The sequence below is a fragment of the Spirosoma koreense genome (assembly GCF_054777875.1).
This window is the reverse complement of the sequence record NZ_BAAHAC010000005.1, coordinates 967,383-994,100: the sequence shown is the minus strand read 5'-3', so window position 1 is coordinate 994,100 and position 26,718 is coordinate 967,383. Positions and strand designations below refer to the sequence as shown.

At 54.0% G+C, this 26,718-nt stretch carries 23 protein-coding genes; 9 read left to right on the top strand and 14 right to left on the bottom strand.

The window, feature by feature from the left end; translation table 11 throughout:
* Positions 1-270 precede the first annotated feature (270 nt).
* Positions 271-876 (top strand): T9SS C-terminal target domain-containing protein, encoded by a 606-nt coding sequence (locus tag ACYVC2_RS09860; RefSeq protein WP_461102137.1) that lies wholly within the window; start codon positions 271-273, stop codon positions 874-876.
* 189 nt (positions 877-1,065) lie between these two features.
* On the opposite strand, the gene ACYVC2_RS09855 is transcribed toward ACYVC2_RS09860, so the two are convergent.
* The 4 genes from ACYVC2_RS09855 to ACYVC2_RS09840 all read right to left on the bottom strand — a co-directional run bounded on the left by ACYVC2_RS09855 (position 1,066) and on the right by ACYVC2_RS09840 (position 3,926).
* Positions 1,066-1,635 carry an isochorismatase family protein gene (locus ACYVC2_RS09855; protein ID WP_461102136.1) on the bottom strand — a complete coding sequence of 190 codons (570 nt, stop codon included), beginning with the start codon at positions 1,633-1,635 and terminating at the stop codon, positions 1,066-1,068.
* Positions 1,636-1,683: 48 nt separating this feature from the next.
* Positions 1,684-2,964, bottom strand: a complete 1,281-nt coding sequence (locus ACYVC2_RS09850) for an MFS transporter (protein ID WP_461102135.1) — start codon at positions 2,962-2,964, stop codon at positions 1,684-1,686.
* Positions 2,965-3,101: 137 nt separating this feature from the next.
* Positions 3,102-3,410: a hypothetical protein gene (locus ACYVC2_RS09845; protein WP_461102134.1), complete on the bottom strand. Its 309-nt coding sequence runs from the start codon at positions 3,408-3,410 to the stop codon at positions 3,102-3,104.
* Between the two features lie 75 nt (positions 3,411-3,485).
* A complete protein-coding gene (locus ACYVC2_RS09840; protein WP_461102133.1) occupies positions 3,486-3,926 on the bottom strand; it encodes a MarR family winged helix-turn-helix transcriptional regulator in 441 nt (146 codons plus the stop codon).
* Positions 3,927-4,391: 465 nt separating this feature from the next.
* Between ACYVC2_RS09840 and ACYVC2_RS09835 the strand changes: the two genes are divergently transcribed.
* From ACYVC2_RS09835 to ACYVC2_RS09825, 3 genes are all read left to right on the top strand, one after another.
* A complete protein-coding gene (locus tag ACYVC2_RS09835; protein WP_461102132.1) occupies positions 4,392-5,291 on the top strand; it encodes an alpha/beta hydrolase in 900 nt (299 codons plus the stop codon).
* A 158-nt stretch (positions 5,292-5,449) separates the two neighbouring features.
* Positions 5,450-6,010: an RNA 2'-phosphotransferase gene (locus tag ACYVC2_RS09830; RefSeq protein WP_461102131.1), complete on the top strand. Its 561-nt coding sequence runs from the start codon at positions 5,450-5,452 to the stop codon at positions 6,008-6,010.
* A gap of 9 nt (positions 6,011-6,019) precedes the next feature.
* Positions 6,020-7,771, top strand: a complete 1,752-nt coding sequence (locus tag ACYVC2_RS09825; protein WP_461102130.1) for an alpha-L-rhamnosidase-related protein — start codon at positions 6,020-6,022, stop codon at positions 7,769-7,771.
* Positions 7,772-7,837: 66 nt separating this feature from the next.
* Here ACYVC2_RS09825 and ACYVC2_RS09820 read toward each other — a convergent pair whose 3' ends face one another.
* Positions 7,838-8,257 carry a LytR/AlgR family response regulator transcription factor gene (locus ACYVC2_RS09820; protein WP_461102129.1) on the bottom strand — a complete coding sequence of 140 codons (420 nt, stop codon included), beginning with the start codon at positions 8,255-8,257 and terminating at the stop codon, positions 7,838-7,840.
* A 369-nt stretch (positions 8,258-8,626) separates the two neighbouring features.
* Between ACYVC2_RS09820 and ACYVC2_RS09815 the strand changes: the two genes are divergently transcribed.
* Complete coding sequence (locus tag ACYVC2_RS09815) at positions 8,627-9,037, top strand: hypothetical protein (RefSeq protein ID WP_461102128.1); 411 nt, start codon at positions 8,627-8,629, stop codon at positions 9,035-9,037.
* Between the two features lie 97 nt (positions 9,038-9,134).
* Here ACYVC2_RS09815 and ACYVC2_RS09810 read toward each other — a convergent pair whose 3' ends face one another.
* The 9 genes from ACYVC2_RS09810 to ACYVC2_RS09770 form a co-directional block, all read right to left on the bottom strand.
* Complete coding sequence (locus tag ACYVC2_RS09810; protein WP_461102127.1) at positions 9,135-10,304, bottom strand: threonine aldolase family protein; 1,170 nt, start codon at positions 10,302-10,304, stop codon at positions 9,135-9,137.
* 280 nt (positions 10,305-10,584) lie between these two features.
* Positions 10,585-12,987 (bottom strand): alpha-amylase family glycosyl hydrolase, encoded by a 2,403-nt coding sequence (locus ACYVC2_RS09805; protein WP_461102126.1) that lies wholly within the window; start codon positions 12,985-12,987, stop codon positions 10,585-10,587.
* Between the two features lie 240 nt (positions 12,988-13,227).
* The gene (locus ACYVC2_RS09800; protein WP_461102340.1) at positions 13,228-13,932 is read right to left on the bottom strand and encodes an NADPH-dependent F420 reductase; all 705 of its coding nucleotides are present in this window, start codon (positions 13,930-13,932) and stop codon (positions 13,228-13,230) included.
* A 235-nt stretch (positions 13,933-14,167) separates the two neighbouring features.
* Positions 14,168-14,959 (bottom strand): SDR family NAD(P)-dependent oxidoreductase, encoded by a 792-nt coding sequence (locus tag ACYVC2_RS09795; RefSeq protein ID WP_461102125.1) that lies wholly within the window; start codon positions 14,957-14,959, stop codon positions 14,168-14,170.
* Positions 14,960-15,042: 83 nt separating this feature from the next.
* Positions 15,043-16,380, bottom strand: a complete 1,338-nt coding sequence (locus tag ACYVC2_RS09790; RefSeq protein ID WP_461102124.1) for an MFS transporter — start codon at positions 16,378-16,380, stop codon at positions 15,043-15,045.
* Positions 16,381-16,441: 61 nt separating this feature from the next.
* Positions 16,442-17,227: an SDR family NAD(P)-dependent oxidoreductase gene (locus tag ACYVC2_RS09785; protein ID WP_461102123.1), complete on the bottom strand. Its 786-nt coding sequence runs from the start codon at positions 17,225-17,227 to the stop codon at positions 16,442-16,444.
* Between the two features lie 90 nt (positions 17,228-17,317).
* Entirely contained in the window at positions 17,318-18,376 is a 1,059-nt protein-coding gene (locus tag ACYVC2_RS09780) for a sugar phosphate isomerase/epimerase family protein (protein ID WP_461102122.1), read from the bottom strand.
* A gap of 154 nt (positions 18,377-18,530) precedes the next feature.
* Positions 18,531-21,089, bottom strand: a complete 2,559-nt coding sequence (locus tag ACYVC2_RS09775; RefSeq protein ID WP_461102121.1) for a DUF7133 domain-containing protein — start codon at positions 21,087-21,089, stop codon at positions 18,531-18,533.
* 222 nt (positions 21,090-21,311) lie between these two features.
* Positions 21,312-23,027 carry a GH39 family glycosyl hydrolase gene (locus ACYVC2_RS09770; RefSeq protein WP_461102120.1) on the bottom strand — a complete coding sequence of 572 codons (1,716 nt, stop codon included), beginning with the start codon at positions 23,025-23,027 and terminating at the stop codon, positions 21,312-21,314.
* 343 nt (positions 23,028-23,370) lie between these two features.
* Between ACYVC2_RS09770 and ACYVC2_RS09765 the strand changes: the two genes are divergently transcribed.
* From ACYVC2_RS09765 to ACYVC2_RS09750, 4 genes are all read left to right on the top strand, one after another.
* The gene (locus tag ACYVC2_RS09765) at positions 23,371-24,978 is read left to right on the top strand and encodes a sodium:solute symporter family protein (RefSeq protein ID WP_461102119.1); all 1,608 of its coding nucleotides are present in this window, start codon (positions 23,371-23,373) and stop codon (positions 24,976-24,978) included.
* 81 nt (positions 24,979-25,059) lie between these two features.
* Positions 25,060-25,305: a hypothetical protein gene (locus ACYVC2_RS09760; protein ID WP_461102118.1), complete on the top strand. Its 246-nt coding sequence runs from the start codon at positions 25,060-25,062 to the stop codon at positions 25,303-25,305.
* The gene (locus ACYVC2_RS09755; RefSeq protein ID WP_461102117.1) at positions 25,302-25,703 is read left to right on the top strand and encodes a PIN domain-containing protein; all 402 of its coding nucleotides are present in this window, start codon (positions 25,302-25,304) and stop codon (positions 25,701-25,703) included. Before ACYVC2_RS09760 ends, ACYVC2_RS09755 begins: the two co-directional genes overlap by 4 nt.
* A 44-nt stretch (positions 25,704-25,747) precedes the next feature.
* Positions 25,748-26,701 (top strand): dihydrodipicolinate synthase family protein, encoded by a 954-nt coding sequence (locus ACYVC2_RS09750; RefSeq protein WP_461102116.1) that lies wholly within the window; start codon positions 25,748-25,750, stop codon positions 26,699-26,701.
* Positions 26,702-26,718 lie beyond the last annotated feature (17 nt).

The window sequence follows — 26,718 nt, the reverse complement described above, 5'->3', positions numbered from 1 at the left end:
CCGCTATTTTTACGGAATTGGATTATGGACATGAAAAGTAGGTACGCAAATCGGCAAAGTCCTATTCTTTAGAAATATTAGAAAAATACAATTCATAAGTAATTTAAAGGGACTTATTGTACTTTTTCAATAATCGCCCTATTCTACCAATAGCAAATTGTCTTTTTAAAAGAATATTAGTCGTAAACGGCTCAGGAGAGCCGCTACCTATTGCATTAAACCCAGATCAGCCCACACCTTTGTAGCGTTAAAACTAAATATTTCAAACCAATGAAACAGTTCCGTTTATCAATTGCTGTCCTGCTATCAGCATGGAGTCTGGCAGGCATGGGAGATGCCAAAGCCGACAATGGATCGGGAATGGGTGGTGTGAAAGTTGAGAAGTCCGAACAAAAGAAAGTGCGCGTCTATACACAACCCGGCGCTTCCGTTGACGTGGCCATTATCGATGCCGACGGTAACGTACTCTACCGGGGTCTGATCTCGAAACACACCAAAGGCGCAACGTCGTTCAACCTGAACAACCTGCCCGACGGTCAGTACTACCTGACGGCTGGTAACAACGCCTGGTGGATGTCGCAACCCCTGACGATCAAGTCGAACGCGGTGAACATCGACCCCCGGAACCTGAAACAGGTAGCCGAACCGACGCTGACGGCTTACGAAAAAAACAAGATCGAAGTGGTGCTGCCCGCTAAGAATCTCGAAGAAGCCAACGTAGCGATCTACGATGCGCAGAACGTACTGGTTCAGACCGATACGTTCAAAGGCTCGACCCGTCGTTTCGATCTGTCGTCGCTGCCCGACGGTGCCTACACCTTCGTGGTTGGCCCGAATCAGAAACAGTTTGTTACCCGTGTCGACATTCGTCACTAAGTCGATACGACCTGAAGTACTCAGCCTGCTGGGCTGATCATTGAATACAACCTCAACTTTAATGTGGCCGGTCTTTTCGGACAAGCCCGACCCATCATTCAACGCTCCGCCCGCCCGCTTCTTCGGAACCGGGCGGGCTTTTTTTATCCCGTCGATGACATTTCCTGGTCAGTATTTCAGCTTGTCGGATCAGGACCGCTTCGCCAGCAGAGCGATGATTTCTTCAGAATTGCCTACTTCACCCAGGCGGGGAAAAATATAGGTGAAGCTATTGTCGTGAACACTCGCTATGGTATCGGTGATGGTATCCTGGGCAAAAGCAAGGTTATACCCTCGTTCGCTGGCGGCCCGGGCCGTACTCTCGACGCCCCGGCTGGTAGCGACTCCTGATAGCACAATCCCCGTTACGTTGCGCTTCGTTAGTTCTTCATCCAGTGGCGTGTCATAAAAAGCGCCCCAGGAATGCTTGGTGATAAAAATATCGTCAGGCCGGGTTTCAATGTCCGGAGCTAGTGCCAGCAAATCGGGCGAAACACCTGCGCCGACGGTGGATTGGTTATTCCGGCGTATGGCTTTATCGGGAGCGGCAGGCTGCACCGTAACGATCACAATGGGTAGATTCGCTCTTCGGAATGCCGTGATCAGTTTGACCGTGCTGGCTAAAAGAGTAGCCGCAGGCGTCAGCAGTGGATACTGAAGCACCGCCTTTTGAAAATCAATTAAAACCAGCGCCGTATTCGGATCGAGTGCGGTTATCATGGTTAGCCAGGTTTACGTGAGACATGACGAAATAAGACTATTGGCTACTCAAACCAACCCTGGATGGCTTTCTGCGACCGGTAGAGCAGCCGCGGGTATTGGTATGTCCGGTACGGGTTTGCGCGAATTCGTTTTTCGCAGAAAGCGCAGATGCAGTAAACCGATCAGCAAGGCCAGTATACCCTCCCCCAGGACGGTGTTCTGCACACCCGAGTAGTGCGACACACTGCCGACAAGCAGACTACCCAGCGGCAACATGGCGGTGTAAGCCATCACGAAAAGGCTAATGACCCGACCCCGCATGGCAGGCGCGACCGTGGTCTGAATCAGCGTGTTGCTGATCGTCACCTGCGACATCATCCCGAAAGCCCCAATGACAATAAAAAACAGCGCCAGTGGATACCAGGTCGTATGGGAAAACAGGATCAGCCCAGTGCCGAAAACGAAGGTATTGACAGCCAGTATTTTGCTGAGGTTAGCGCCGGGTTTCAACGACGCTAAAAAGATGGCACCGATAAAGGCCCCAAATCCAATGGCACTATCGATGAGCCCAAACGTAGACGCCGTACCCTGAAAGACATCTTTCGCATAAACGGGCATGAGTGTCGTGAAGGGCAGAACAAACAGACTCACCAGCGCCAGCATACCAATGATGAACCGGATGGAAGGCGTTTCCCTGACGTACCGAAACCCGTCGCTCAGTTCACTCAGCATGTTTTTAGCGTGCTTTTTCCGTTCGTAAACCGGTAGCCTCATCAGCATGAGCGATCCAATAACCGCCAGGAAGCTGCCGGCATTCAGACCGAAACATACCACTTCGCCAAACTTTTCGATCGCCACACCGGCTACGGCCGGTCCAACGAATTTAGACAGATTGACCATGGATGAATTCAAGGCCAGCGCATTCGGCAAATCCTTTTTGTCGTCGACCATCTCGTATACCAGCGACTGACGGGCTGGGACATCGAATCCATTGATAATGCCCAGCAATACACTCAGGCCGATGATCGCCCAGACGGCGTCGTTTTTAAAGTACACCACCAGCGTAAGCAAAATGGCCTGCCCCATCGATAAAATCTGTGTCGTCAGCAGAACCCGATACCGGTTATACCGATCCGATACGACCCCACCCAGCGACGTAAATACGGCCGAAGGAAACATCGTAGCGAATACGCTAACCCCCAGCATAACCTTGGAATGCGTCTGTGCATAGATCACCCAGCTGACGGCGGTCTTCTGCATCCAGGTACCCAGCAACGAAATCGATTGCCCGGCGAAAAAAAGTTTGTAATTACGGCTCCTGAAAGCCCGAAATGTAGTCAGATTCATAACGTTGGTTTGAGGCTGTTTAGGATTTCGCAGCTGATGTGTGCTCAACCCTTCAGACTGCTTTTTTCAAAATCTTAAGCAGGTTATTCTTGCGCTCCCCGCCAGAAACAGCGTATCTGCCATCAATACTTGGGAGACTACGGTTTCAGCTTATCCACAAAATGAATGCTGCCCATCAGCGACATCGCCACAATGCCTAAAAACAGCGCGAGCATCGACAGTTTGTGCTGCGGTGATGCCTTACTTGCCCGGAGCAGCACGTAACCTACCAGCAGATTGAAACAGGCCCACAACACGTTGACGGTTGGCGATGAAAGACCCTTACCCGGCGGATTGGCAAACGGCGACGGAAACGGGTCACCCGAAATACCATGCACATAATGAGGAACGACGTTGGCCAGGAAGAACCCCGCAGCAAACGCAGCCAGATACTGATACCATTTCATAGTTTAAGAAGTAAGGAGTGTGTAGTTGGGCATGAGTGATCTTTCGTAGCGCAGACGGTCGGCCGCATTACTTTTTTAATCAAAATCGACCAGTTTGGTCAATGGTCCCAGCGCCTGCCGTAGCACAGCCTGATCGTCGGTCGTGCAGGTTTCCCGTATAGCTTTGCTCAGCCATTCGTCGGCTTCATTTCTAACCGAATGCAAAAACGCCTGTCCCGCTTCCGACAACGAAATACTGACTTTACGCCTGTCAGTCTCCAGCGGTTGACGAACAATATAGCCCAGTTCGGCCAGGTGATTTAGTATCTGCGACATCGACTGCGTGGTCACTTTCTCCATCCGGGCGATTTCGCTGGGTAGCAGAGCCCCCTGCTTATCCAACAGCTTAATCACGGCGCGTTCGGTAAGCGAAATCTTACCGTGAGTTGCCGATTCACTCCGTAGTTTCTTGATGAGTCGGGTCAGGATGGTCCGCAAATCGGTGGCTAGTTGGGTTTCGACCTGATGTGAAAGCATACTTATAAGGTAAACTTGTTAATTTACTTTACAAATTTACGATAGTTTTTCGGTTTCACAGGCAGCATCGAAAAAAATTTGCTGAACGATGGCTTGTGGCTTTCCTCCGATGACAGGCGAACCTATACCGAAATCAGGACAACTAACTGCATGTCACCAAAAACCGTCCAATTGTTTGATAAACAACCGGTTAAACGAAATAACTATAGCAGATATGGCAAAAACTATATTTTTTATCAGTTATCCACCTTATAGAATGGGTAACTATAGGAAAGTTCTTAGCTGTTATTATAATTATTTTAGGTCGTGAATAATGGAGAGTCCTGTAGACGCTTATTGTTTTCATCATAGGTTGACAAAGAAATGCTTTCCACGCCCTGCCGGAAAGCATTTTTGTTTCCGTACAAATGATAGGTTGCTACCCAAAGCCACTCAGGCAATCCCTGGTTTATTATAACGATACGTATGGCTGCATTTCGGTTCCGGCTGATCCTTGTTTTCCTGTTTCTTACCCAGTTCGTCTACGCTCAAACCGTCGTTCCGCTCTACACGGGTGCTGTTCCGAACGCTCGCCAGGTGCCAGACCCCGAACGCAGCAATGCCAACCAGGACGCTTTCAGCGTAGCCAACCCAACCCTGACGGTTTATCCGGCGCCTACTCCCAACGGCACGGCGGTTATCGTTTGTCCGGGTGGCGGCTACGGTACGCTCGTGATGAAGCGCGAAGGCTATGAAGTGGCTGAAATCTTCAACAAAATGGGCGTGACGGCCTTCGTTCTAAAGTACCGGTTACCGAGCGACAACACCATGGTCGACAAGTCGATTGGCCCCTTGCAGGATGCACAGCAGGCCGTTAGACTGGTTCGGCAGCGGGCCGCCGAGTGGCACGTGGATCCCGCCAAGATCGGGATGATGGGTTTTTCGGCCGGTGGCCATCTGGTCGCTACCGCCGGTACCCACAGTAACCGTCCCGTTATCGATAACAAAGAGAACCTCAGCCTGCGCCCCGACTTCCTGATTCTGGTTTATCCGGTTATCAGCCTGAACGATAGCCTGGGGCATGGTGGCACACGTAAAAATCTACTAGGCCCTTCACCTTCAACCGAGCAAATACAACTGTATTCCAATGAGTTGCATGTCAGCAAGCAAACTCCTCCCACCTTTCTGCTGCATGCCGGCGACGACCGGCTGGTGCCCGTTGAAAACAGCCTGGTGTTCTACGAAGCCTTACATCGGCATGGGGTGCCGGCGGGTATGCATATTTATCCCAAAGGTGATCACGGGTTTCTGAAAGCGCCACCGCGTGATGAATGGATGGGACTATGCCAACGCTGGATGCAAAGCAACGGCTGGCTCCCGAAGTGAGTAGCCCATTCGTTAGTACATGCTGGTCTTGCCGGATGCTGGCCCGATGGCGGCTACAAAACTGCGGCAGTAAGTTAGGCTTTCCGATCACTTATGTCGAAGCAAACTGTGTTTGACAGGGCTGATGCTTAGATCTGTCAATGCACCCTATCTCTACCATGCAGAATAAAAAAAACGTTAGTAAGCTTCTCAGTCTGGCGCTTCGCCACAATCCGGCGGTACTCGGTCTCACTCTTGACGAGGGCGGCTGGGCTTCGGTTGAGCAGCTCCTGTCCAGCCTGAAACATACGCAAAACGATCCGTTGCTGAACATGGCTTACCTGGAGGAACTTGTAGCCACCAATGATAAGCAGCGCTTCGCCTTCAATGAGGACCGGACGCGTATCCGCGCCAGCCAGGGCCATTCGATCCTGATCGACCTGGGGCTGCTTCGTCAGCAACCACCCGATGTACTTTACCACGGAACCGATACACGGGATGTGCCTTCCATTCTGGCCGAAGGCATCAGGAAAATGAGCCGACAGCATGTGCACCTCAGCCTGGATATGAAAACAGCCCAGATTGTCGGTGCCCGGCACGGTAAACCCAGTCTTTTGCGGATTGATGCCAAAAGCATGCACGAACGGGGAAATGCTTTCTACCGCTCGGCCAACGGTGTCTGGTTAACCGATTACGTAGCTCCGGACTTTCTCCAATTACTCGAACCTGAAACCCGCTAAACCATCTGTATGTTGCTCAGCCGTACCTTTTTGTGGCTATTGTGCCTCAGCCTAAGCGCGATCGCCCGTGCTCAGCTGCCACCCATTTTCGAGCCGGGTCGCGCCCAGAATGCCCAATCCGAAGCGACCGTCCGGCGGTTTCTGCCACCCGTCAGGATGCTGTGGCAAACGGGTACTATCACTCATGTCGAGCAACTCCTGAAACCCGGCAATGGCCAAGCCGACCTGTCAGGAAAAGGCGTCTGCTCGCTGAAAAGCGACGCTACCGGCAAACCGGGAATCCTGTTGGATTTTGGCCGGGAGCTGCACGGGGGTCTGCAAATCGTAACGGGCCAGTGGAGCGTCAGTAAGCCCATCACCGTCCGGATTCGGTTTGGCGAGTCGGCCAGCGAGGCTATGGCCGATATCGAGCCGAAACAGAACGCAACCAACGACCACGCCATCCGGGATATGACCGTTCAGGTGCCCTGGCTGGGGAAACTGGAAATCGGCAATACGGGCTTCCGGTTTGTCCGGATCGATTTAATCGACGCTAATACGGAACTACTGCTCAAGGAAGTGCGCGCCATCTTTACGTTCCGTGATATTCCCTACCTGGGTTCGTTTCGTAGCAGCGACGAGTTGTTGAACAAAATCTGGGCCACAGGTGCCTACACGGTACACCTCAACATGCAGGATTACCTCTGGGACGGCATCAAGCGCGACCGACTGGTCTGGGTAGGCGACATGCACCCCGAAGTGTCGACCATCAACGCCGTGTTCGGGTATAACGACGTGGTGCCCAAAAGCCTCGATCTGGCGCGCGACATTACCCCCCTGCCCGGCTGGATGAACGGCATCAGTACTTATTCGATGTGGTGGATTCTCATTCAGCGCGACTGGTACATGCAGCATGGCAACCTGACTTACCTGAAACAGCAGCAGTCGTACCTCACGGGTTTACTCCAACAGCTCATCCAGAAAATTGACGAGAAAAACAGCGAGAAACTCGACGGTACCCGGTTTCTGGACTGGCCTTCCAGCGAAAACGCCAAAGGCATCCACGCCGGTCTGCAGTCGATGATGGTACTCTCGCTCAGTGCCGGGGCCGACCTGTGCCGCATCCTGAACGAGCCCGAAACGGCCCGAAAATGTGATGTGGCGCTGACCCGCCTGAAGCAGTACGTACCCGACCCCAATGGGTCGAAGCAGGGAGCAGCGCTTCTGGCGCTGGCCAACCTGGTGCCCGCCGAAAAAGCCAATACCGACGTGCTGGCGGTTGAGGGAGCCCATAATTTCTCGACCTTCTACGGGTATTATATGCTCCAGGCCAAAGCCAAAGCGGGCGATTATAAGGGTGCACTGGCGAACATCCGCGAGTTCTGGGGCGGCATGCTGGCACTGGGGGCTACCACGTTCTGGGAAGATTTCAACCTGAACTGGGTCCAGAATGCGGGGCGTATCGACGAGCTGGTGCCGGAAGGAAAAAAAGACATTCACGGCGATTGCGGGGCCTACTGTTACGTCGGTTTCCGGCATAGTCTGGCACACGGCTGGGCCTCGGGACCAACACCCTGGCTGACGGAGCATGTGCTCGGGATTCGGGTGGTCGAGCCGGGTTGCCGAGCCATCAAACTCGAGCCCCACCTGGAAGACCTCAGCTTTGCCGAAGGTACATTTCCAACCCCTTACGGCGTCGTGAAGGTGAAGCATACTAAATTGCCCAACGGTAAGATTCAGTCGGAGGTCAGTGGCCCCAAGGAAGTCCGCATTATCCGGTAAATAAATAGCCGTGCCCCCGATTCAGGAAGAGGCACGGCTCCGAAAAACTGGTATGGATAAAAAGACTTAATTCAGGTTGGTGGTGAGTTGCTGATGGTGCAGGTACTGATTCAGCGTCGAAGTTACCCGACGGCGCGCAATAGCCAGGGTACGGCCGCCCTGCAGTTCGATGGATGCATCATCGCCAAAATTGATGGTACGTACGTGCGCCAGATTCACCACGTGTGACTTATGAATCCGGGCAAACGACGACCCCGTCAGTTCGGCCTCGAACATCTTGAGCGTTTTCGCCATAAGGTAACGTCGTTTGTCACGGGTATGAATATACGTATAGTTGCCGGAGCCTTCCAGCCAGATGATGTCTTCGGTTGCCACCAGAATCGATCTGTTGTGGCAAACGAGCGTAATGCGCTGCTTCAGACGTGGGAGCTTGGCTGCACTGGCCGCAACAACGGCGGTAGACTGGGGTTGAGTGAGCGAGGTCATTGGCTGATAAGGTAAAGGTGAACCTGTTGAATGATGATAACAAACGTACGGATGCCCACGCGTCGGTTCAATAATTGTCCGTTGAACGGTATATTAGGCCGTATGAACCGTACAAAAAGGAGCGTTAACCGTAAGGATCTGTTCACACCTGCGGTACGTCATTCGGCGGCTTTACCACTTCCCCGGCGCTCATCGCCCGATTTATGCCTCCACCAATCCAGACCAACCGGTTTATTTTCTTTCCTCTCCTATGACGCTTCCAGAGAACGAATGGCCCCAAATGTGTCGGTTTGGTTTAATGGAAAATTAATCGATAAAAAGCCATTTCCGGTTTTCGGGGGTTTATAAGGAAACCAGTTACTCGACACCATGAAACGCTTATCTGCCTTTGTACCCCTCTGGCTGCTGGGTTTATCGGCCATAGCCCAGACGCAACCGGCCACAACGACGCCCCCCGCCGTGGTCTCGGCCATCGAGAACATTACCGCCAAACACTTTCAACCCGACACGGCCTACGCTGCCCTGTCGACCGAAGACGCGACCCTGCTGGCCAAGGAACCCATCGCCAACTGGGGGCTGGCGCAGGAATCCGGCGGCATGACCTACTACAACCTGATCGTGGGTACCCGGTCGTATCAACTGATCATTGTCAGACCACCCAAATCGTCTTATCCGCTGGCAACCCTGCTGCGCTTTGAAAATCCGAAGTCGAAACCCGAACCGATTGCCCGCGGAACCCTCCGGCCTAAAGAGGAAGAGAAGCCTAAACAACGTGACTAGGTAATACCGAATCTCCAGATTCGGCCGAGAAGCAGCGCACAGCCCAATCTGGAGATTTGGTACTACCTGGTCAGGGCTCTCCGGTAGATGCTGCCCGTTATGATCGTTTCGCGCTGGTGATCGCGTCCTTAAAGGCTGCCAGTATCCGGTCGTTGCTCTGCGTCAGCAGGCTCTCATTTACCATCAGTTTCATGGCGCCATTGGGGTTCACGCCCGGCAGACCAATATTATGCTTTGTCCATAATACCTCGCCGAACTTCTTCATGTCGACCGTCGGAGCCCATTGGGCATTGTAGATATTCGTGCCGTTTTCGATGGACGTGATCTTCAGCTCCGGTAAGCCATTCAGTTGCGCAAACAACTGGTTGGCCTGGGTGACCGTGCGTTTCAGCCGATCGTCCAGCCCAGTCAGGTGATGCAGTGCCATAGCCGCGTTGGCCCAGTTCATAAACACCACCCCGCCGTGAATCTTGGTCAGGTGTTCCATCCGGTCGATAATCGCTTTGGGTCCGCACAGCACCGCTCCACCAGCCGCGCCGAGGTATTTGTACAGCGAGATGTACACGGTATCGAAATGCGATGCGTATTCCGTAACGGACGTACCCGAATAGGCAGCCGCCAGGTAGATTCGAGCGCCATCCAGGTGCGTTTTATAGCCTTTTTCCCGACAGAAGGCCGTTATTTTTTTGATCTCGCCGATGGGCACATACTGCCCGTCGCAGCGCCGAACGGGGTTTTCGATCGAAACGGCGCCGATACCGCTTTTAAAAACCTCGCCCTGCACCGACTGCTCAATCCCCTGCTGAAGTGCTTCCAGGGTAAAATACGCTTTTCCCGGGGCCAGTGGCATCAGTCGCTTCCCGAAGACCGACTGGGCGGCATCGGCCTCATCCCGGTATACGTGGCTGGTATCCTGCACAAAAACCTTGGTGTTTTCACCGCTCAATACTGAGAGCGCCAGTTGATTGGCCAGCGTACCGGAAGGCATCAGCATAGCCGCTTCCTTACCGGTTATGGCCGCAAATGTTTTCGTCAGTTCGTCGACGCTGCCGCCTTTGCCGTAAAAATCCCACTCGATGGGTTTGGCCTGATTGATTTCCTGCAATTTGGCCATAAAAGCCGTCGGCGAGTACATGGGTCCGTCGCCCGCAAAGCGTACCCGCTCGGGTTCGACGGGAGCCGCAGTTGCGGAGAAATCACCGAAATTCGATAGGGCTGGCGCGGCAGACAGGCCAGATACACGCAGGAAATCTCGTCGGGTAAACATGCTGTTGGTACGGATTGATGAAGGGGTATTGTCGTCTACCGCAAGGTACGCAACGATTAGGATAAAGTTTGCTGTAGCGGTTTAGGGCGATTTCTTTGCCGTTACGATAATGACACGAAAAGGTGTGCAATTGAGCAGCGTTATGTTGACTACTTCGGTATGACCCCTACGGGGTCAAATAGTTATAGGAAATCGGATCTCTATAAACATTTGACCCCGTAGGGGTCATACCGAGCGGTTATCCTTCATTCAACATTGAGCATCGGTAACCGGTCACAAATTACGGTTGGTGAACGAAGATCACGAACCCATTAGCCGGTAAGGTAACCGTAATGGTGCCCTCCGACGATAGCAGCGTAGCTCCGCCATTTCCAACATTGGCCCCGCCAAAATTAGCCGAATCGCTGTTAAACACCTCTCTCCAGCCGCCGTTCGGGAGTCGGTACGCATCGACGGCAAGCCGGTAACCTGGATATGCCTGGTTGTTCCAGCTGGCAACGACCAGCACCTGTTCGTCGCCCTGCCACCGCTTGAAGGCAATGACCCGGGTACTATTAATCGCATGCAGGATGTCGATATTTTTGGTGCGAATCGACGGCAGACGACGGCTCAGACTGATGAGGTCCTGATAAAACCGGAACATGTGCGCACCGACGCCTATGCGGTCGCCAAGCAGGTCTTCTTTGTTGTCGATAAAGGTATCGTAGCGGTAGGGCTTCTGCGCGCCAATTTCTTCGCCCATGAAGAACATCGGCGTTCCGGCAGACAGCAGCGACAACCCAAACGACAGCCGCGAACGCATTTCGGCCCAAAACCGGTTCGCCCCGTCCAGCGATGCGCCATTGACCGCTACGTTCATGGTCCGGGCGGTTCCGGCGGCATTACCGGCTTCATCGTGCGACTCATGAAAAACAACCTTATTCTGTTTACTCTGGGCTAGGTTCAGCGCAAACTGGTCGATAGCCAGCGGATCGTTGTACCCGTATCCGGCTTTCTTCAGGATACCATTGGCATTGTCGGCATCGCCAATCAGCGAATGGTAAAAAGCGGCAAACCAGGTTGCATCGAACCCCAGCCCACCGGCTGCGGGCACTTTCGTGACGGCATCCCAGCCCGTATGGTCTTCGGCAATCAGCATGACGGACGGATGGATCATTTTCAGGGTCCGGCTCCACTCGCGCAGCAGCTTTTGCCCGAACAGATTCGCGCGCCCAACGGAATTTCCATTGGCATGCAGCCGGTTATCGCGGTGAATAGCCTGCGTTAGATCGACCCGCAGGCCGTCTACGTGCATTTCTTCGACCAGAAAGGCCGCGCTGCTGATGAACTGCTGCCGAACTACCTCCTCCCAGAAACGGGGGGTCCATCCGCTCGATCCGTTATCCAGGTAGCCACCATCCGGAGACGGATAATCCGTTGACCGGCCTTCGTACCAGTAATAGATATTATCTTCTGGTTGTATCGAATCATACGCCCACTCGGCCCGGTCGGCATTGCCGTCAAAATGATTGTATACCACATCCTGAATGACCGCCATACCCCGATTATGACATTCGCGGACGAAATGCCGGTACTGATCGCGGCCACCGGCGCTGGACTCGATTACGAAATGGTGCGTATCGCCATAGCCCCAGGCTATATTTCCCGAAAACTCGGCCATGGGCAGTAACTCGACGGCATTGACGCCCAAAGCCATCAGGTAATCCAGCAGTTGAATGGCATCGGCCAATGTACCGGGGGTCTTTCTGCCGAATCCCAGCGCACCAATGTGCAGTTCATAGATGATCAGGTCCTCGACGCGGGTTGGCAGCGGGCGGTTTCCGGTGAACTCATGCGCCCAGAAATCGCTGGCGGGTATTCGGATGGGCGGCTGCCCAGGCGCGGGATCGAAGTCCGGACGAATGGTATCCGGGTCGGTAATCACACTGCAACTGACGGTGCCGTCCAGCGTGGCGATGGTGCCGTCCCAGCTGGCGTCGGTTGCAGGGTTGATGCCTCCGCAACCGATCTGGCTACGCGAGAAAATATCGGTTCGGTATACTTTTTTGTTCTGCGCATTGGTGATCTCGAACATATACGGCAACCCCTCGTAGGCGCTGAAATCCGGCAACACTTTGCTCGTCCAGATGCCCTCCGTTGTCTTTGCCAGCGGAATTTTCGGTCTATGGGGATCGATCCCTTTGCCGGTAGTACTGATGTAGCCCGAATCGGGCTGGCCAAACACAACCTGTATTTTCCGGGCATTGGGTGCCCACACGGAAAATTGCAGACCCGGTTTCGTACCGGGAGCCGACAGGATTTTATTGGCCCCCAGCCGACGCCCGTAGGTAAAATAATAGCGTTCAATCTGGGTTGTGACCGCATCGGTCAGCTGAAACGAGCGGTACCGCTCGACCGAGAGTGCATCCTGAATTTCGGTCGGAACGCCCCACAAATTAGGTCCGCCGGGACCATCCAGGAAAACGCCCCAGCGGTAGATCGTTCCGTCCGATTGGTTGTCCAACTGCACCGTTGCCTGAAAAGCCGGACAGCCATCCTCAGCCGTCACCGGAACCATGGGGGTTTCGGTCCATTGTCCGGAATAAGCGCCAGTGGCATCCCAGCTACCCAGCAGCCGGACGTTGGTGAAGAGCGGACTTTTCAGCCCGGTCAAATAAAGAAAGGTAACCGATTGACGTGCCATCAGTTGAAGAGATTGTGGAGTTGGGAGCAGGTCGGAGACGCCCTCAGATAGCCCCGATTCCACAGTCGTACGAATCAGGCTGACCTGAAACAAACGTATTGATCCACAAGTCCTTTTCCAACGTCTTTTGAGTAAACGGAACGGATATCGATCGGCGACATGCGCCCCGGTTTACCGAGCCGTTAACGATGACACCACTGAGGGTTGGCCCAACCGGCTTTGGTCGGTTGAGCCAGGTGTTTATCGTTTCAGCAGCTTAAACGCTATGTCACGCCCCTGCCCCTGCAGAATGGCTAGGTTGACCCAGTGGAAGGCTAACTGTTCGATCGCCGTAAAGCGATCATTGCCGCCCAGATCGTAACATTCCGCAAAGCCTATTTCTTTCGCCAACTGGCTGGCAATGGCTTTCCCACGCTGACTATCGCCAGCCATAAACATATCGGCCCTTTCTTCGTGGTAGGTCGGGTCGAGCATATTTTCGATACCAGTCGTATTAAAGCACTTCACGACGTCCTGAGTGGATGTGTTCGCCAGAATGACGTCGGCAGTATTGGTAAAATCGACGGCGTCCAGACCCGGCACTATATTCATGGTATCGATAATGATTTTACCGGTCGTATCGCCCAGTTCCTGCGCCACCTCCACGGCTTTCGAGGCAGGCGTGGCCAGCACGATCACTTCAGCCTGAGCCGCAGCCCGGTCGGGCGACGTAAACCGGTCTTCCCCGATTTTCGTGGCCAGGTGGATCGATTTTTCGGAAAGGGGGAAACGAGCCCCCACCACTACGGTGTGACCCACTTCGATAAAGCGTTGAGCCAGTGCTCCGCCTACATTACCGGAGCCAATGATGGCAATGATCATGATGATTGATGGATTAAGGTTGAAAATCTGCTGGTTACTACTGAACCAACCCTGGCGTGTGTATTTTGTTCTGCCGGCTCGGATGCCCGTGGTTTTGTCTGCGTTTCCGATATACGGCCAGTTTTTGCCCGAACAACGTCACCGCCGAGTCAGCTGAACGCTTCATTGGGCAGGATTTTAAATTCTAACGGGTATCTCCGGCCACTATAAATACCTGACCAAACCTATGCCAAGTCGTCTCTGCTGGAGTAACCGGTGTTATTTTCCCCCATCGGCCACCCCTGGCGAGAGATGGCCGGGGAGCGTGGCTTCGTTTTTCTCAATACGTGGCGCGTCCGCCGGAGATGTCGTAAATAAATCCCGTCGAGAAGCTGTTCTCGGCCGATACGATAAAACAGGCCATAGCCGCCACTTCGTCCACCTGACCCAGACGACCCATCGGGATTTTGGCAGTCATGTAGGCCAGCTGCTCGGGTGAGGTATTGTCGTTCATGGCCGTCCTGATCACGGCGGGCGCTAATCCATTGATCGAAATTCCGGCGGTTGCGTACTCCTTGGCGATGGCTTTTACCAGGCCGATCACCCCCGCCTTACTGACCGAATAGCCCACCATTCCCGGGTTACCTTCTTTCCCGGCGATGGACGCTACCAGCAATATCCGCCCGTAGTTTCGGCTGGCCATAGCCGCCACCGCGTATTTGGTGATCAGGAAACTCCCCAGCAGGTTTACAGCGCACACGTTCTCGAAATCGGCGGTGGTGTAGGCGGTGATGTTGGTACTGGTTGGACCGACAATCCCGGCGGAATTGACGACGACATCCAGCTTGCCAAAATCAGCGACCACTTGTTCGATGGCGTCCTTCACCTGATTTTCCTGCGAAACGTCGACGGCGTACGTCCGTACCGTACCGCCGTATTTCGTGAGTTCATGAGCGGTCTGTCCGGCTAATTCGGCATTCCGGTCGAACAGCGCTACCGAAGCGCCTTCGGCTATCAGGCGCTGGGCAATGGCTTTACCCAGGCCATCGGCTCCCCCCGTTACCAGGGCCACCTGCCGAACAAAGCGGTCAGGAAAATACGTCGATTCAGGCATAGAATTGTGGATGGTCATAACTTGTCATTCTTTGCCAGGGGTGGTCGATGATGTACCACAATGACCATGACTGACAAGTAAGGACGACTAATGACTATGTTTTATTTTTTCTCGAAAATCAGCTGATCTCCGGTGGTCACTCCGGTCGTGTCGCCCCGGTCGATCTTGCCGACCAGGAAGATGTAAGAACAGGCTCCGATAAAACTCAGGCTACCGATAAAGACCAGCGCCGGCGCAAAATTTCCATTCTGGGCCAGATAGCCAATAGCAATCGGAACCACGATCGACGCCAGGTTACCCATAAAATTGAATACGCCCCCCGTCAGGCCGATTAAATGCCTGGGCGACAGGATCGAGACGAACACCCACGAAATCAGGGCCATCCCAATGCCGAAAAAGGCGAGCGACAGAAAAAAAATAATCAACGCGGTATCGTTTGTGTAGTTTGGTCCGATAATACTGATCGAGATCAGCATGCCGAGGATGATCGGCGTTTTCCGGGCTACTGCGATGGATTTTCCCTGCTGAACTAACCTGTCCGACAGAAAGCCCGACAGCAAAATACCTGCACAGGCGGCCAGAAAGGGAATCATGGACAGATAGCCTGTCTTGACGTAACCCAGCCCCCGATAGTCGACCAGGTATTTCGGAAACCAGGTCAGAAAAAACCAGAGGGTGGCATTTACGGCGAACTGACCGATATAAACGCCCCACAGCGTCCGACGGGAAAAGACCTGGCGGAGGTTTTCCCACGTCCAGATGTTAGCCTGTACCGCCCCCGCTGGCTTGGCCCGAAACAGTCCCCCGCCTTCTTCGATGTAATCCCGTTCCGCCTGGTTCACCCGCGTGTGTTCGAGTGGGTCGCGGTACAGAAGATACCAGACAATTCCCCAGATAAGCCCAACTACACCCGTGCCAACAAACAAGCCTTTCCAGCCAGCATACGCCTGAATCTGTACCAAAACCGGCGTCAGAAAAGCAAGGCCAATAAACTGTCCTGACACGTACATAGCCGTGGCCGAAGCCCGCTCGTGATCAGGAAACCAGTTGGTTACCACCCGGTTATTGATCGGATAAGAAGGTGCTTCAAACGTACCCGTCGCCAGACGAAGCGCAAACAGCGAACCCATGCCGCGAACAAACGCCTGTGCGATAGTTGCCAGAGACCAGGTAATTAAGCAGAAGGCGTAGAGAATTCGCGGCCCAAACCGATCGGCAATCAGCCCGCCCGGAATCTGTAAAGCAGCATAAGCCCAGCCGAAGGCCGAAAAAATGTAGCCCAGCTGAACCGACGAAAGGTTCAGGTCTTTGCCCAGAGCGGGCGCAGCCACCGCAATGTTGGCGCGGTCCAGGTAATTGATGGCGACATTGACAAAGACGAGGGCTAACATTCCGTAGCGCACTCGGGTTCGTTTGGGTTTCTCAGTCGAGGGATTCATGGAGAAAGGGTAGGTTAGCGTCTGGATCAGGGCAACATCGATACGCTCAGGGCGTACAAGCCTATCGGGCCGTCCAGCCGCCATCGACGGTCAGCATCGAACCAACCATGAAGCTGCCCGCGTCGCTGGCCAGATAAATGGCGGCTCCCTGAATTTCGCGCAGGTGCCCCCAACGACCGAGGGCCGTAGCGCCGACCACAAACTTTTTGCCCTCGTCGGTATCGGCGATGGGCAGGTTCATTTCGGTCAGAAACGGACCCGGACAAATGGCATTGACATTGATGTTGAACGGTGCCAGCTCCAGCGCCAGGGCACGGGTCATCTGCACCACCGCCCCTTTGCTGGCCGTGTACGGGGTCCGGTTTGACAGCCCGACCAGGCCCAGCGTGCTGGCCAGGTTGATGATGCTGCCACGCCCCGCCTGTTTCATGTAAGGGGTCACCGCACGCGAACAGAGCCACGTACCGTTTACGTTCACGTCCTGCACTTTTCGAAATTCATCGTATGTCAGCTCGTCGATGGCCCCGCGAATGTTGATGCCCGCGCTGTTGATCAGGATATCGATGCGGCCGAAGGCATCCATAGCGGCTTGTGCCATCGCTTCCGACTGCTCCTGGCTGGTGATGTCGGCCGCATACGCAATGGCCTTTATCCCAAAATCTTCACTCAGTTCATTGGCAGCCCGGATACCTTCGTCGGCGTTTCGGTTAACCAGCATGACATTGGCCCCCGCCGAGGCTAATCCCGCTGCCATGGCCAATCCCAGTCCTTTGGAGCCCCCGGTAATGATGGCTGCTTTTCCACTCAAATCAAATTGCCGGACACCCGGAAGGAGTTCTTTACTCATGCTGCTTAGTTTGTCATCCCGACGCAGGAGGGATCTTATAGTTAATGATTCTCAAGATCCCTCCTGCGTCGGGATGACAAAATCTAATTGTCAGATAAGTCCTAGTTTCTTTTTGCTGTAATCCAGGCAGGCCAGGATGTTATCTTCTTCGGCCGCCAGCTTGTTTTCCGCGCTCAGGGGTGTAGTCCGGGGAAGACCCGCTTTATACGGATGCTGCTTCACCATGCGCAACGTACGGGCCAGATCGGCCCCTGACACGTCCGTAAATGTCGGCCAGTAATCGTTGGTCAGACACGGTACTTCGAGCGGATCACGGGTAATCATTTCCAGGTTGAAGGTAACCGCCGGATTATGTTTTTTGCACAGGTCGATCATCTTGGGTAAATCGCAGATACCTTGGCCCAGCGGCACTTCCGATAGCAGAAACCCATCGGCATATTCTCCGACGGCCATGTCTTTCACGTGCGTGGTAAACACGTACGGCGACAGCGTCTGCACGACTTCCATGGGGTCTTCCAGCAGCGAAATACTGTTACCGAAATCCAGCGTTACCCCAATCCATTCGCTGTTCAGTTGTTTAAGCATGGCCACCAGCTCCGGCGCCCGCCAGTCTTTGTGGTTTTCGACGGCCAGTTTCACTTTGTGTTTGCGCAGCACGGGTTCGGTCAGGCGTAGCGAAGCCAGCGCGTTTTTCTTCAGTTCCTGGAAAGCCTCCGCCGAGTGGTAGGCCTCATAGCGCCGACCCGCCGAACAGACCGTCCGCAGTACCGTCGCTCCGGCTTCTTTGGCGTTGATCACGTCCTGCTCGAATTTCGGCACCTCGGCGGCCGTCTTCGGTATGCTGATGGAGCCTTCCAGGTAAAGCCCCGACTGCTCACGCTTTTCCCGCACTTTTTTGGCAAAATCAGCCGACCAGCCGTTGACGACTACCTGAGCGCCACCGGCGCCGATCTGCCGGCAGTGATCCAGCAGATCGATGGCATTCGCAAAACCGGGGTATTTCTGGCTGTCGACTTTAGAGTTCCAGCGGCTTCCGTACGAATGAACGACAATCCCCATTGGAACGTCTTTTATCCACGTTGGAAGCTCCGGCAAGGAAAGCGCTACGGCACCAGTTGAGGCCCGCTGCAAAAAATCACGTCTGTCCATTGGGTTAGGGTAGTTATAGTCATTCGAGGGTCATTCGGTGGTCATTCACAATCGTCATTTATGGTCATTAACAGTCAATGATAGTCATCTACGGCTGATCGCTGACGACCAAATGACTATTAATGACCCTAAATAACTACCGAATGACGGGTTCTCACTTCGGCGTATCCACTTTGGCTTCGAGCATGTATTTGTTCAGCTCCCTGGCAGTCCAGGGTACCACCCGCCCCTGCGACGTTACCCGCGTTGTGCCGATAAGCCGCTTGTTGATCGGGCCGGCATTGTTGCCCCATTCGTTGCGGATGTACGTCAGAATGGCGGTCAGCGAGGCATCGTCCATGGTCGAATGGGCGGGCATGACAGGTAGAATTTCGGGTTGGTCGTAGACCTTTTTGTTGATTTCGACCGGCCCTTCCATGCCGTGCAACAGAATCAGTGCCAGGCGCTTTTCGTCGCCCGTGACCCATTCGGAACCAATGAGCGGGGGCGCAAACCGGGCCATACCGGCCCCGTCGGTTCCGTGACAGCCCGAGCAGGTGTTCAGGTAAAGCTGACGACCCGACGCAAAGAGTTTCTGTTCTTCTTCATTCAGCAAACTCTTTTTCTGCGTCGCGCTCTTGGCCGCCACGTGGCCCGGCCATTCAAACAGAGAGGCCAGCGCCGACAGCCGCGCCGGGTCGATGGCGCTGTTGGCCTGCGTTAGCAGTTTAGGCGCTGCGGCTAGTTTTACGGGCTTGAGCTTGCGGTTGCTGCTGGCAAACGACATGCCATTCAGCACGGCCTTCTGTTGCCAGGTCAGCGTTTCCTTACCGCTGTCGAGCATCGCCAGCATCGCAGTCAGTTCAGTTGGGCTCTGCTTCTGAACGATGGCCGTTGTCAGTTGCTCGACAAATATTTCCTTGGCCGGTTCGGCGGTTTGCCAGGTCGGTTCTTTCAGCAGCCGTTGCAAAAACGCAAACTCCTGATCCTGGAGGCTGCTCAGAACCGCATCCCGAATCAGGGGCAACGAACCCTGCTGACCCACAATACCCGCCAGCAGAGGCTGCGCTGCGTTCTGGTCGAGAACATTCGCCGATAAAGCCATTTGTAGTTGCTGCTGAATGGTCGCTTTTTTCCAGTTGCTGAGCAGTTGCGCGCCCAGTTTGGTCCGAACCGCTTTATCCGTTCTGGCAAACGGCTCCAGCAGCCGTAAGGCCGTCGAGCTGATCAGCGAACCCGGATCATTGACCAAAGGCAGAAGCAGCGTAGGCGTCGTCAGTTTCAGACCATCCAAGGCCCATAACGCCTGAAAACGCCCCAGCGAATCGCGCCCTTTTGTGACCAGATCGACCAGCGCGGGACCGATTTTTTTGTCGGCCCGCTCTACGAGCAGTCGTTGCGCCATATCGCGGTGCCATCCATCCGGATTCGACAGTTCAGCGACCAGCTCCTGCGACGAAGCCCTGGAAAGCTTCTTCGGTGTCTGAGCCTGCCAGTTTTCGGGAACGATGCGCCAGATACGGCCGCGGTTAATGGGTTTTTCCAGGCCACGGGCCAGCGTCTGCTCTTTCAGATACGGCGTCACGTAGGCTTCGTGCTGGATGAGTCCGCGGTACATATCGGCTATGTACAGCGCTCCGTCGGGCCCGGTAGCCAGGTTGACCGGCCGGAATCGCTCATCCGTCGACGCCAGGAATTCGGTGCCGGGATGCGGATCACGGGCAGCTATCAGTACTCCTTTCTCTTCGACAACATTCCGTTTGATCAGGTTACCAGCGGGTTCGCAAACGAATACATTGCCGTAGTAGTCCGTGGGTAACGCTTTGCCCCGGTAAGCCAGCGGAGAGCAGGCCGCCGTAAATTCCTGCAGTCGTCCTTCCTTGTTCAGGGTTCCGGGTATGTAGCCGCGGTTTACTGCGGGCGTGGGCCGGATCGGATACACCCGCCGGTCGAGGGTAAGCCCGTAGTCGATGCCGGAGGTGGCTTTGTGGTGTTTGTTGCGGGACAGATAGTTTGGCGGCACCAGATCGCCATGCAGTTGCGACCAGTTGTAGTTGTAAACCAGGCGGCCTTTGTCGTCGTGGCTGATGCCCCACTGGCCCCGAAACTCGGTGCTGTCTTTCTGCCAGACACCGGCCACTTCCCGGTAACGGAAACGCGACTTGGCATTGTAGTACCAGTTGTCCATACTGCGCCAGAGACCGTTGGGCGCGTGTTCGGGCAAACCACCCGCCGAGTATTTCGGGTCGACTACCGTTTTGGTGTCTGCCTTAAGGTCGCCGTTGAGGTCTTTGGTCATCCACAGCGCGCCATTTTCGGCGATGAGTGCTCCGCCGGGTACCAGCGCAATGGCGCGGGGCATAATCAGGCTGTCGAGGTAAATTTTGCTGACGTCCATCTGACCGTCGCCGTTGGTGTCTTCCAGAATCGAGACGCGGCCCACGGGCTGGTTTTCGCCTTCTCCACTAACGTTCGGCATGAACCCACGCATCTCGACCACCCAGAGCCGACCGTCGGCATCGAAGGTCATCACTACCGGATCTTCCACCATCGGTTCGGCGGCTACCAGCTGGATTTTCAGGCCGGGTTCGAGCTGAAAGGTAGTGCGTTCTTCGGCGGGCGTTCGTACAGGCGAAGGCTCGTCTTTCCAGGTCGTTTTAACGTTGGTTGTAAAGCTTAGCAGACACAGAAAGCCTAACCCAAACAAGCAGCTGTACTGAATGTGCTTATTCATAAGTCATCACACTTGGCATTGTTACCAGAAAAAGCATTATTAATCAGATACTACTTGTACCAACGTTTTTGTTTTGTCTTTTTTAATAGAAGGAGAAGTAAATTGTCTTTTATGGTCTTCGACATGCCTTGTTCGTGATTAACAAGGTTTACTGGTACGCCAGCCCGGTGGCCAGCCCGGTGGTACGCCAGCCCGGTGGTACGTCAGCCAGACCGCCATCCATCAATCCCACGTCAGCTTGAGCAGCGACACGCCCTGGCGGGGTAGGTCGAATTTCAGAGTGGCTTCGCCGTTTTTTACCGATATCCATTCCGGCGAGGTGAGCAGTTGTAGCTGACCGGCTTTCTCCAACTCAGCGATCTGCTCTGCCGTCGGTGTTTTCGGCGAACCCATCTTTTTCCAGGCTTCGTACGAGTTACTGAACTGCTTATCGATGCGGTAATGCTGAAGCAGCACTTTCTGATTGGGCAAGCCCTGTACTTTTACCGAGACAGGCGCATCGGGTGCGGGCAGATTGTCGTCGTGGTAATGCCAGACCATCACCGCTGCCGACTTTGCGTCTTTGCTGGCCAGGGCATTGATGTCGGCTTCGGCCCGCACGCTTTCATCGCGAATACGCTTATAATCGTAGGCTAGCCCGCTTTTTACTGCCACACGATTTGCGGGCATCATGCCAAACATGCGAAACACGTTCAGCACGGGTTTATCGACGCCATTGGTAGCCAGATCGCGGAAACCCCGAAACCAGGGCTGATCTTCGAACTCGAACGCCCAGGTAACGGCTCCCGCCAGATTTACCCCGCGCGACGCGGCCAGGTCATACTTTCGGGCAAACGAAGCGGCCGTGTAGCTGGAATACATGGTGCCATTGCGGTAAGCATTCTGCGGATGCAGATCCTCCGAACAGGCCGCGCAGCCTTCCGGGTCCGATTCGCCAATGATGATGGGCAGGTTTTTCAGGCTGGGGTACGAGGCCACGATCTCGAAGCCTTTGTCGATATCCCGTAGTTGCGTGCCCATGTTCATCTGCACCGCACCGTTGACCACTTTGGGTGCTCCTTTGGCGTGAAAGGTGAGAAAATCGATGGGGGTACCGGTCTGACCCGTTACGTAGTTTTTGCCACTGACGACGTGATCCAGAAACGCCCGGAAAAATTTGGCGGATACGTCCCAGTTGGGGCCGGTCACTTCAGGACCGCCGATTTTCGCCGTGGGCAGCGCCCGCTTCACCGCATCGGCAGTGTAGTCGTACAGTTTGATGTATTCTTCGGTCGTCCCCTTCCAGTAACTGATATTCGGTTCGTTCCAGAGTTCCCAGTACCAGCTTTCGACCTCCTGCTGACCGTATCGGCTGACGGAATGTTTGACCCACTGATAGACCAGCTCGGCCCATTTCTTGTAGTCTTTCGGTGGATAGGCCCAGCCGGTGTAGATATCGTTGTAATCGTCGCCGGGTTTCCAGTAATGCCGGTACGGCTGGGGTTTGGTCGAGAGGGCTTCCGGCATGAACCCGATCTGGGCGATGGGTTTCATGCCCCGCTCAATGTAGGTATCGAAAATCTTATCGACGATCGTCCAGTTGTAAATCGGATTGCCCTTTTTGTCTTCGGTGTAGGCGTTGGTCGAACCCCATTTGAGAGCCGCTGTGCCATCGCCTGTTACGAGCAGGCTATGCGCCCGCACATTGACCGGCACTTTACTCAGCTGCGAAATTTCGGTGAGCAGTTTCCGCCCATCTTTCATATAGGTGTAGTTCGGTTCGTCGTAGCCAAACCACGCCCAGATGGGTTTCAGTGGCCCTTTTTCTTCCGTCAGATCGACCTGAATGGACACCGGTTTAGGCGTGTTGGGCTGCGCCTGGCAGTGGAAGGATGTTGGTAAACTGAGAAGGCAAGCTGTGAGAACCGTAAGCGCCAGGTGGCTTTTGCCGTGAATCATATAAGCTGTTTTTAGGGAATGCGACGCAGCCATAGCACAAGCAGGAGAAGGCCCGAAACTACTTTTCAGCTGGATTATGATAGCCTGATGAATTTGTCCACAGAGGTATAGAGAGCACGGAGCTTCCATCGGCAGTACTCTTTGTGCTCTCTGTGCCTCTGTGGACAAGCTATCAATCGAAGGGCAAACTATAGAAAACCTGTCATAAATTATTTAGCACGTATACACTCAGCATCGCTTAAAACAAACTACGTTTTTTCGGGAAAAAGTAGTACTTCTGGTGCATGAACTGGTATAAATGAATAGCCACCGCGTTTAATTAGAACGAACGAATTACGTACGCATGAAATCTCTTCCCGTTGTTGACCTGCTGGTGATCGCCCTGTATCTGGTCGGTATGGTAGCCGTCGGCGTTTATTTTTCCCGAAAAAACCAGCGTTCCGGCCACCAGACCGCCGACCAGTTTACGACCGCATCCGGCAAAATTCCGGGCTGGGCCATCGGCATGTCGATCTACGCCACATTTCTGAGCAGCAACACCTTTCTGGGCGTTCCGGGCAAAGCCTTCGGGAGCAACTGGAATTCCTTTGTTTTCAGCTTATCGATGCCCCTGGCGGCCTGGGTAGCTACCCGCTTTTTCGTGCCGTTCTACCGACATACCGGCGAGGTATCGGCTTATACGCATCTCGAACACCGCTTCGGGCCCTGGGCCCGCACCTACGCCGTGGTTTGCTTTCTGCTGACCCAGCTGGCGCGGATGGGTTCCATTTTTTTCGGTATTGCGCTGAGCCTGCAGGCGCTGACTGGTTATCCGATGCAGACGATCATGGTCATTGTCGGCACCTGCATTATCATCTACACCGTACTGGGTGGTATGGAGGCCGTCATCTGGACCGAAGTCGTGCAGGGAGTAATCAAGACCGCCGGGGCGTTGCTCATTTTGTATCTGATCGTTCAGGGCATGGCCGGCGGTGTCGACCGTATCATCGCCATTGGCGAGGCCGATCATAAATTCGGTCTGGGAAGTTTGGCCCCCGATTTCACGCAATCGACGTTCTGGGTGGTGTTGCTATACGGCTTTTTCATCAACCTGAACAATTTCGGTATGGATCAGAACTACGTACAGCGCTACCATACGACCACCTCGACGCGGGAAGCCAGCCGCTCCATCTGGCTGTGTGTGTACCTGTACGTTCCGGCTTCGCTCCTGTTTTTTATTATTGGCTCCTGCCTATACGCCTATTACCAGACCAACCCCGATCTGCTGAACGCCGTACGGATGCAGGTCGCCACCGAACGCCTGCCGGGCGGTAGCGCGGGCGCAATCCGGCAACTGGCCGCTACGCTTAGCCCGGCCGATATTGGTGACAAAGTCATGCCACATTTTATGGTCAATAAAGTGCCCGCGGGGCTGGTAGGGTTGATTGTGGCGGCTATTTTATCGGCGGCCATGAGTACCATCAGCTCGGGCATGAACGCGTCGGCCACGGTATTTTCGGTCGATATCTACCAGCGCTATTTTAAGCCGGAGCTTTCCCCCAGTCAGGCCATGCGGATTCTGTACATCGCCACAACGACTTTCGGGCTGCTCGGCATGGGTACGGGAATTGCTATGATTGGGATCAAAAGTGTGCTGGATGTTTGGTGGTTGCTGTCGGGTATCTTTGCCGGGGGTATGCTGGGGCTGTTTTTACTGGGCATGATCTCCCGCTCCACACGCAATGCCGAAGCCCTGACGGCTACGATTGTTGGCCTGGTCGTCATTCTCTGGATGACATTCTCGGCTCAGCTTCCTGACACCTACGCGGCTCTCCGCAGTCCCTTTCACCCCAGCATGATCATTGTGGTGGGTACGCTCACGATCTTTCTGGTAGGTTTATTACTGACCCGGTTACGCCGGGGGAAGCAGCAAGAAATTGATTTAAAATCGGGCGCGAAGATTGGCATGTAAAACGCATTGATTTCCTCAATGGTGTATCATCGAGGCACTAATAACGGCAGACATTTTAGCATCTTTTCCTACATTTGACTTATGAGAACAGCAAATAGTAGTCATACGATGATTAACGGCTATGTTGGCCTCCTGGCTAATTTGAGTACTGAGGATAAACTCGATCTCATCGCCCAACTGACGACGTCCGTCAAAGCTGATTTAGGCAAGAAAAGATCTATGTTCAAGGCAGCCTTTGGAGCGCTGGAGTCCGATAAATCAGCGGAAGAGATTATCAATGAAATTCGTACGAGCAGAGTGTTCAACAGAACGATTGAATCATTTTGAAAAAGTACCTGATCGACTCAAACATTGCTATTTTTTACATGAAGGGAAAGTTCACCCTCAACAAAAAGTTTGATAAAGTAACGCCGGATCGCTGCTTTATTTCCGAAATAACCCTGGCCGAACTTAAGTTTGGCATTGCCAACAGCGAACATCCCGAAAAGAACCGCACTATATTGGACAATTTTCTGACCGGAGTTCAGATCTTACCTATCTTCTACTCTCTGGATTTATACGCTACAGAAAAAGCGCGGCTCAGAAAATTAGGCACCCCGGTCGACGATTTTGATCTGCTGATTGGCGTCACTTCTGTTGCTCATGACTTAATTATGGTCATTAATAATATCAGTCATTTTAAGCGAATAAACGGAATTAAACTGGAAGACTGGACAATCGCCTGAATCTACTACGAACAGCGTCATTTCCGTACTGACTATCTTTTATCATGTCCTCGATTAACAACACCCAACCCTCGCTGCCCCACGGCTTTATCCCGGTTATGCTCACGCCCTTTCTCGATTCAGGGGAAGTCGATTACCCCGGTCTGGCACGGCTGACGGATTTTTACCTGGAAGCCGGGGCCACGGGTCTGTTTGCCAACTGCCTCTCCAGCGAGATGTATGAACTTACCGAAACCGAACGGCTGGCCGTTACCAAACAGGTCGTCGAGCAGACAGCGGGGCGCGTACCGGTGGTAGCCACGGGTACCTTCGGCGGACCAATGACTCAGCAGGCCGATTTCATTAAGAAAATCTACGACACCGGTATACAGGCCGTCATCGCCACGACCTGTCAGATCGCTCTTCCCGAAGATTCCGACGCCGTTTTCCTCGATCATCTGCACCAGCTGATGAACCAGACGGACCGAATTCCGCTGGGTTTATACGAGTGCCCGGTTCCGTATAAGCGGCTGATCAGTAGCCAGCTGCTGGCCAGCATTCTGCCCACAGGACGCATTATTTATCACAAAGATACGAGCCTCGATGCGGACGAAGTCGTCCGGCGGCTGGCAGTGGCTGAAGGCTATGAATTTGGGTTATACGACGCCTACATGGTCAATGCCGTATCGTCGCTGAAAGCCGGAGCGGCTGGGCTCTCCTGCATTCAGGGAAATTACGTACCGGAACTGATCGTGTGGCTCTGCGACCATTACAATGACGAAGACCGCCAGGCCGATGTCGATCGGGTGCAACAATGGCTGGTCGATTCGATGGATTTGCTGCACACGGCTTACCCTACAGCGGCCAAATATGCGCTACAGAAGCGTGGCTTGCCGATCTCGCTCTACACCCGCCGTGCCGTCGACCCGCTGACGACCGACGTTCAGCAGCAACTGGACACCCTGCTCGAAACCGCCAGCCAGTTGCAGGATGAGCTGGGAATAAAGGAAGTGGTGTAGCGAGACAGGGTAAACTA

Coding starts and splice junctions, on each gene's coding strand:
- ACYVC2_RS09815 (WP_461102128.1), top strand. CDS start 8,627: ATGAAACGCTTATCTGCCTTTGTACCCCTCTGGCTGCTGGGTTTATCG.
- ACYVC2_RS09820 (WP_461102129.1), bottom strand. CDS start 8,257: ATGACCTCGCTCACTCAACCCCAGTCTACCGCCGTTGTTGCGGCCAGT.
- ACYVC2_RS09860 (WP_461102137.1), top strand. CDS start 271: ATGAAACAGTTCCGTTTATCAATTGCTGTCCTGCTATCAGCATGGAGT.
- ACYVC2_RS09760 (WP_461102118.1), top strand. CDS start 25,060: ATGAGAACAGCAAATAGTAGTCATACGATGATTAACGGCTATGTTGGC.
- ACYVC2_RS09840 (WP_461102133.1), bottom strand. CDS start 3,926: ATGCTTTCACATCAGGTCGAAACCCAACTAGCCACCGATTTGCGGACC.
- ACYVC2_RS09770 (WP_461102120.1), bottom strand. CDS start 23,027: ATGATTCACGGCAAAAGCCACCTGGCGCTTACGGTTCTCACAGCTTGC.
- ACYVC2_RS09855 (WP_461102136.1), bottom strand. CDS start 1,635: ATGATAACCGCACTCGATCCGAATACGGCGCTGGTTTTAATTGATTTT.
- ACYVC2_RS09765 (WP_461102119.1), top strand. CDS start 23,371: ATGAAATCTCTTCCCGTTGTTGACCTGCTGGTGATCGCCCTGTATCTG.
- ACYVC2_RS09825 (WP_461102130.1), top strand. CDS start 6,020: ATGTTGCTCAGCCGTACCTTTTTGTGGCTATTGTGCCTCAGCCTAAGC.
- ACYVC2_RS09785 (WP_461102123.1), bottom strand. CDS start 17,227: ATGAGTAAAGAACTCCTTCCGGGTGTCCGGCAATTTGATTTGAGTGGA.
- ACYVC2_RS09750 (WP_461102116.1), top strand. CDS start 25,748: ATGTCCTCGATTAACAACACCCAACCCTCGCTGCCCCACGGCTTTATC.
- ACYVC2_RS09790 (WP_461102124.1), bottom strand. CDS start 16,380: ATGAATCCCTCGACTGAGAAACCCAAACGAACCCGAGTGCGCTACGGA.
- ACYVC2_RS09850 (WP_461102135.1), bottom strand. CDS start 2,964: ATGAATCTGACTACATTTCGGGCTTTCAGGAGCCGTAATTACAAACTT.
- ACYVC2_RS09775 (WP_461102121.1), bottom strand. CDS start 21,089: ATGAATAAGCACATTCAGTACAGCTGCTTGTTTGGGTTAGGCTTTCTG.
- ACYVC2_RS09845 (WP_461102134.1), bottom strand. CDS start 3,410: ATGAAATGGTATCAGTATCTGGCTGCGTTTGCTGCGGGGTTCTTCCTG.
- ACYVC2_RS09835 (WP_461102132.1), top strand. CDS start 4,392: ATGGCTGCATTTCGGTTCCGGCTGATCCTTGTTTTCCTGTTTCTTACC.
- ACYVC2_RS09805 (WP_461102126.1), bottom strand. CDS start 12,987: ATGGCACGTCAATCGGTTACCTTTCTTTATTTGACCGGGCTGAAAAGT.
- ACYVC2_RS09780 (WP_461102122.1), bottom strand. CDS start 18,376: ATGGACAGACGTGATTTTTTGCAGCGGGCCTCAACTGGTGCCGTAGCG.
- ACYVC2_RS09830 (WP_461102131.1), top strand. CDS start 5,450: ATGCAGAATAAAAAAAACGTTAGTAAGCTTCTCAGTCTGGCGCTTCGC.
- ACYVC2_RS09795 (WP_461102125.1), bottom strand. CDS start 14,959: ATGACCATCCACAATTCTATGCCTGAATCGACGTATTTTCCTGACCGC.
- ACYVC2_RS09810 (WP_461102127.1), bottom strand. CDS start 10,304: ATGTTTACCCGACGAGATTTCCTGCGTGTATCTGGCCTGTCTGCCGCG.